Source organism: Corallococcus terminator, assembly GCF_049194865.1.
Taxonomy (GTDB): Bacteria; Myxococcota; Myxococcia; order Myxococcales; family Myxococcaceae; genus Myxococcus; species Myxococcus terminator_A.
Map to the genome: position 1 here is coordinate 1 of NZ_JBLZWL010000147.1, position 5,651 is coordinate 5,651.

General features: G+C 71.2%; 6 protein-coding genes. 3 read left to right on the top strand and 3 right to left on the bottom strand.

What is annotated here, in order from left to right; translation table 11 throughout:
- On the bottom strand, nucleotides 1-1,366 hold a 1,366-nt coding region (locus ACN469_RS43410), incomplete at its 3' end, for an amidase (protein ID WP_498778278.1).
- 38 nt (nucleotides 1,367-1,404) lie between these two features.
- Nucleotides 1,405-2,154 (bottom strand): lysophospholipid acyltransferase family protein, encoded by a 750-nt coding sequence (locus ACN469_RS43415; RefSeq protein WP_498778279.1) that lies wholly within the window; start codon nucleotides 2,152-2,154, stop codon nucleotides 1,405-1,407.
- 112 nt (nucleotides 2,155-2,266) lie between these two features.
- On the opposite strand from ACN469_RS43415, the gene ACN469_RS43420 reads away from it, so the two are divergent.
- The 3 genes from ACN469_RS43420 to ACN469_RS43430 all read left to right on the top strand — a co-directional run bounded on the left by ACN469_RS43420 (nucleotide 2,267) and on the right by ACN469_RS43430 (nucleotide 5,217).
- Nucleotides 2,267-2,782: a PilZ domain-containing protein gene (locus ACN469_RS43420; RefSeq protein ID WP_498778280.1), complete on the top strand. Its 516-nt coding sequence runs from the start codon at nucleotides 2,267-2,269 to the stop codon at nucleotides 2,780-2,782.
- Between the two features lie 188 nt (nucleotides 2,783-2,970).
- Entirely contained in the window at nucleotides 2,971-3,792 is an 822-nt protein-coding gene (locus tag ACN469_RS43425; RefSeq protein WP_498778282.1) for a mechanosensitive ion channel family protein, read from the top strand.
- Nucleotides 3,793-3,948: 156 nt separating this feature from the next.
- On the top strand, nucleotides 3,949-5,217 hold the full coding sequence (locus ACN469_RS43430) for a M12 family metallopeptidase (protein ID WP_498778284.1): 1,269 nt from the start codon (nucleotides 3,949-3,951) through the stop codon (nucleotides 5,215-5,217).
- Between the two features lie 231 nt (nucleotides 5,218-5,448).
- Here ACN469_RS43430 and ACN469_RS43435 read toward each other — a convergent pair.
- A partial coding sequence (locus ACN469_RS43435) for a hypothetical protein (protein ID WP_498778285.1) occupies nucleotides 5,449-5,651 on the bottom strand: 203 nt, incomplete at its 5' end.

A 5,651-nucleotide genomic window follows, 5' to 3' on the forward strand; every position in this document is an offset into this window, starting at 1 on the left:
CCATGACCGCCAGCAGCTCCCGCGTCAGCCGGTGGCGGTGGCGCAGCGCGTGAATCAGGTCCGTGGCGCGGAAGTGCCGGCCGATGGCCAGGTTGGTGCGCGAGTCGAGCCCGAAGTCCGCCGCGTTGGCGCGGGAGTGCGGCAGCATCGACTCGGCCATCTCGCTCAGGATGATGCAGCTGTGCGTCCACAGCACCGTGTTCAGGTCCGGCGCGGGAATCTCCACCACCGTCGCGCCCGCGTCGGTGAGTGCGCGCACCGCGTCCTTGCAGCGCGCCACCACATCCGGCGAGGCATCCTCGAAGTAGGGCCAGCAGATGCCCAGCCGCACCCCCGTCAGGTCCGCGCGCTCGTAATCGGACAGGTGATGCGGCGGCTGTGTTTGAGCCACCAGGTCCTTGCCGTCGGGCCCTGCCAGGAGCGCGTACATCGCCGCGACGTCGTCGACGGTGAGCCCCATGGGCCCCACGTGGCCCACGTTCCAGCACAGCGGCGGCACCCCTGTCTCCGGGATGCGGCCCCACGTCGCCTTGAGGCCGACGATGCCGCACAGCGCCGCCGGGATTCGGATGGAGCCTCCGCCGTCCGCGCCGATGCTCAGCGGACACAACCCCGCGGCGACGACGGCGGCCGAGCCACTGGAGCTGCCTCCGGTGATGTGTCCCCGACTCCACGGGTTGCGCGCGGCGCCGTGGTGCGGATTCAACCCGATGGGGTTGATGCCAATCTCATTCATGTTGGCCTTGCCCAGCAGCAGCGCACCCGCGGCCCTCAGGCGCGCGGCCACCGTGGAGTCCGCCGTGGCCACCTGGTTGCGGAACCGCGTCCCCAGCGTCGTGGGGAAGCCCGCCAGGTCCACTTCGTCCTTGAGCACCACCGGCACGCCGTCCAGCACGCTCAGCGGACGTCCGGCGCGCAGCCGCTCGGCGGAGGCCTCGGCGGCGCGGAGCACCTCGTCCGGCTTGCGCGCGATGAACCAGCCCATTCGCGCCTCGCCGCGCTCCAGCCGGTCGATGGCTTCGTTCAGCCGGCGCGCCACGGCGACGGGGTCCGCACCGCCTTCCCGGTACGCGCGCGCGAACGAGCCCACCGTCTCGCGCGCCGGTGTCGCGGCCCGCGCGGCGATGGCGCGCGCGGCCTGCTCCTGCGGAGACTGGGCTTCCGTCGCGGGCGCGCCGGGCGGCAGCGGGAACTGGAGCGGCGGCGCGTCACCGGCGGGCAGCTCGCGCCACGCGGTGATGCCACTGTCCCGCACCAGCTTCTCCAGCACGGGCGCGCCAATCCCACTCTCCAGGGTGTTGACGAACGCCTTGAGCGCCAGCCCCGACACGCGGGGCGCCTTCACCGGGTTACGTTGGTAGGCCATGTGCCCAGCCTACTCGGGCGAGCCCGCACGTGCGCGGCTCAGCTCGGCGGACGTCCCAGTCCGTGCGCCTCCGCGAGCCCCCGCAGGCGCTCGACGAGCGCATCCCGGTCCTCGTAGCTCAAGCCCTCCGTCCGAATCGCGGGCAGCAGCTCGACGCGCACCCGCCCCGGACTCACGCGCCACTCGCCATGCGGGAGCACCGCGCGCACCCCATGGAACACCATGGGGACGATGGTGGCCCCGGAGCCAATCGCGAGCACGGCCGCGCCCTTCTTGTACAGCCCCAGCGCGCCGTCGGGGCTGCGCCGTCCCTCGATGGACATGTAGTAGCTGGCGCCCCGACGCAGCGCCTCCGAGGCCCGGTCCACCGCGCGACGAGCCTGCGCGTGCCACCGCCGCACCACCACCGTGGACCCCTGCGCCAGCGGCACCCACCCCGCGAAGGGCAGCACCGCGAACCCCAGGTTCATGAAGATGAGCGCGGGTCGGGGAAGCGCCGGGGGAGTCACGAACGTCTCTCCCAGGCTCGTCTGGTTCAGTTGCAGGAAGACGTACGCGGCGTCGTCGTACCGACCCGCGTTGTGGTCCACCACCTCCACCTCCACGCCGAAGACACGCCGCGCCCAGAGGCACCAGGTGCGCATGAGCGCGTCCGACGCGCCGGGGCTCACGGGCCCCAGCAGGAGCGCCGGGGTCAGCAGTGGAGGCATCGCGGCGCAGGCCGCGCCCCAGCGCAGCAGGCTCGTCAGCAGACCCGGACGAGGAGGGGGCACACTGGGAACGTCCATGCGCCCGCTATACCAGGGTGTGTGCGTGGCGACAGGGTGGAAGCAGACCTCTCGCGCGGCCGTGAGAGGCCATGGCAGGCTGCAAGGAATTACAGGCAGGCAGGGGGGCCCCATGGGAAGTCCAGGCGTCAACGCGCTCGAGGAGTACAAGACCCTGCTCGAAAGACAGCGCACCCGTTCGCTCGGACCCGATGAGGAACAACGCCTGGAATTGCTGCGCGACGTGCTCCTGGAGCTGGGCGCGCTGCCCCCCGAGGGCAGTCCCCTGCCCACCCGTCCCGCCCGAGCGGACGCGGTGCTGGAGCTGATGTTCGCCAATCAAGACGACATGGTGCGCGCGTACAGCAAGAACATCGGCACCGGCGGGCTCGCCATCCGGACGACGCGCGCGCTGCCGGTGGGCAGCACCCTGGAGCTGCGCATCACCCTGCCCGACCTGCCCCAGCAGGCCCTGCGCGCCCTGGGGCACGTGGTCTGGTCCCGCGAGGACGCCGGACTCGCTGATGGGCCGGCTGTCCAACCTCAGCCCCGCCGCCTTCGTGAAGCACCCGGCCACCGCCGCCTCGGTGCTGCTCGCGGTGGAGCGCCTGCTGTCGGCCACGAAGCCCTCATGAGCGGGCCGCGCTGACGTGTCAACGGCGCCGGCTGACGCGTCCACGGGCGTGTCAGACCCCGGGTCCGCCATGCCCCCACCGGATGAAAGGCTTTACATTCGCGGGCTTACCCGGTGACTCGCCGCTGGCCTGGCGCCTGCACACGCGCCCCTGCGAAGCTGGCGCTCCACCCACGTGGACTCCCCGCCACTTCAGGAATGTCATGGACGAAATCATTCTGCAGTTGAAGAGCCTGGCTCTCGCGGAGGCCTTCCCCTTCATCCTCAAGGCGGTCGGGGCCCTCGTGTTGTGGTTCGTGGGTCGCGCCGTCATCAACACCTTCCGGCGCGTGCTGAATCTCACCCTGCAGAAGCGTCAGTTCGACGTCACGCTCATCCGCTACATCGAATCGCTGTTCGCCGGCTCCCTGACCATCCTCCTGCTGCTGGGCATCCTGGGGATGATGGGGTTCGAGACCACCTCGTTCGCCGCGCTGCTGGCCGCCGCGGGCTTCGCCATCGGCACGGCCTGGTCCGGCCTGCTCTCCAACTTCGCGGCGGGCATCTTCCTGCTCGTGCTGCGGCCCTTCCGCGTGGGCGACGAGATTTCCGCCGGAGGCGCGACGGGCATCGTGCAGGAGATTGGCCTGTTCGCAACCACCATCGACACGTCCGACAACCTGCGCGTCTCCGTGGGCAACGGCCGGCTCTTCGGCGAGAACATCATCAACTTCAGCCACCACCCGCACCGCAAGATTGTCGTGAAGGTCCCCCTGGTGCACGGCGGTGACATCCACGGCCTCATGCGAGCGCTCGAGGAGCGCGTGGCGTTGGTGCCGGAGGTCCTGCCCAGCCCCGCCCCCGGCGTCGAGGTGGCGGAGTTCACCGTGCATGGGCCCGTGCTCGGCATCGGCGTGTTCTGCAAGCCCACCCAGGCCACCGCGGTCCAGGCCGGAATCGCCGAGGCCGCCGCGGAGATCCTCATGGCCGCCGGCTACATCGGCGCGCCGCCGACCCTCCAGCCGCTCATCGCCAAGGCAGGCTGACGAAGCGGAGGCCCTCGCCTCACGGTGGCTTGCTGGCTCGGCGTGCCTCGCGCCGGGCCATCGCCGCGCCCCTCCCCCGCGCCACGCCGTCACACGTCCCACCGCGACACTCCCTCCGACGGGCGGAAGCATCCATCCGCCAGGGGGAGAGCCACGATGACGGACAAACGCAGACAGAATGCGGGCACGACGCGAGGCAGGGGCCGGGCAAAGCCTCGCGTGGCGAAGGCGGAGCCGACGTCCGGGCCCTCGGTCCGCCGAGGGCGCAAGGCGGCACCTCGCGCGAGGACGGCGGGGAGGACGGGCCGCGAGACACCCCGCGACACCACCGAGGCCCTGGGCTACGCGTACTGCGCGCTGCCACAAGTCCCCGAGCGTCCGCTGCCGCCGGACCTGAACGCGCGGCGACTTCGCCTCATCCGCATGAACGAGCAGAAGTGGGCCAATGGCACGGTCCTCCACTACTACTTCTTCGACAAGTCCACGGATGGCGAGGAGGTGCGCCTGGCCAACGGCACCACGCGCTTCGTGCCCTGGACGACCACGGACACCGAGAAGGACGTCGTGCGCGCCGCCTTCGAGCGCTGGACGCAGGTGGGCCTGGGCCTGAAGTTCCAGGAGGTGGCCTCCCGCGACGAGGCCGAGGTGCGCATCGGCTTCATGCGCGACGACGGCGCCTGGTCCTACGTGGGACGGGACATCCTCGCCCAGGGGCCGGATGCACGGACGATGAACTTCGGCTGGGACCTCACGGAGCACCCGCGCGAAATCGACACGGCCATCCATGAAATCGGCCACACGCTCGGCTTCCCGCACGAGCACCAGAACCCGCACGCGGGCATCATCTGGGACGAGGAGGCCGTCTACGCCGCGCTGGCCCGGCCCCCCAACGGCTGGAGCCGCGAGACGACGTTCCACAACATCATCCGCAAGATTGCCGCCAGCGCGGTGGAGGGCTCCACCTGGGACCCGGACTCCGTCATGGAGTACCCCTTCCAGCCCGGCCTCATCAAGGAGCCCCTGGAGTACTTCCGCGGCGGCCTCACCCCGAAGGGCGGGCTGTCGGACCAGGACAAGGCGTGGGCCCGGACGTTCTACCCGGCCCTCACCGAGCAGGACTACACGGAGCTCCAGCCCTTCCAGTCCGTGCGCCTCCAGCTCAAGCCCGGCCAGCAGCGCAACTTCACCTTCACGCCAAGGGAGACGCGCACGTACGAGCTGCGCACGTTCGGAGTCTCCGACACGGTGATGGTGCTCTTCGAGAAGAGCGCCACGGGGCTGCGCTTCCTCGCCGGCGACGACGACAGCGGCCTGGGCACCAACGCGGCCTTGAAGCTGAAGCTGTTCCGGGGACGCGAGTACGTGGTCCGCCTGCGCCTGTTCTACGAGGAGCGCTCGGGCGAGTCCGCCATCATGCTGTGGTGAGCGCACGGCCCCCACTCCGCTGGAGGCTGGCCGACGTCGCCAAGCGCCGGCTCGCCTCGGCCACGCTGTACGTCGTCGACCCGGCCCGGCGGGAGGCGTTCCGGCGCATGGAGGCGCGCCGTCACCTGCGGCACGGTGGAGGGCCTCCACGTCCGCGGCACCCGGCGCGAGGGGCGCTTCCCAGCCACACTCTCCCGCGCCCAGCCCTCCCCCGCGGGCACCTCCGGGGACTCACCGCGCTGAAGCACCCGGTGGCGACGTCGCGTTCACCGCCGCGTTGCGCGCGTCCTTCGCCGCGAGGGCGAACCGCTCCGCGATGGGCACGTAGCCCGGCGCGTTGACGTAGGGCGGCAGCATGTCCTCGGACGTGCGCTCGTGGTGCATGTTGAGGGGCACCAGGTCCTGGGCGGCACAGGCCAGGCGGACGGCGCGCC

Bases quoted from the DNA above. Each gene is read 5' to 3' on its own strand.
- ACN469_RS43430 (WP_498778284.1), top strand. From the start codon at position 3,949: ATGACGGACAAACGCAGACAGAATGCGGGCACGACGCGAGGCAGGGGC.
- ACN469_RS43420 (WP_498778280.1), top strand. From the start codon at position 2,267: ATGGGAAGTCCAGGCGTCAACGCGCTCGAGGAGTACAAGACCCTGCTC.
- ACN469_RS43415 (WP_498778279.1), bottom strand. From the start codon at position 2,154: ATGGACGTTCCCAGTGTGCCCCCTCCTCGTCCGGGTCTGCTGACGAGC.
- ACN469_RS43425 (WP_498778282.1), top strand. From the start codon at position 2,971: ATGGACGAAATCATTCTGCAGTTGAAGAGCCTGGCTCTCGCGGAGGCC.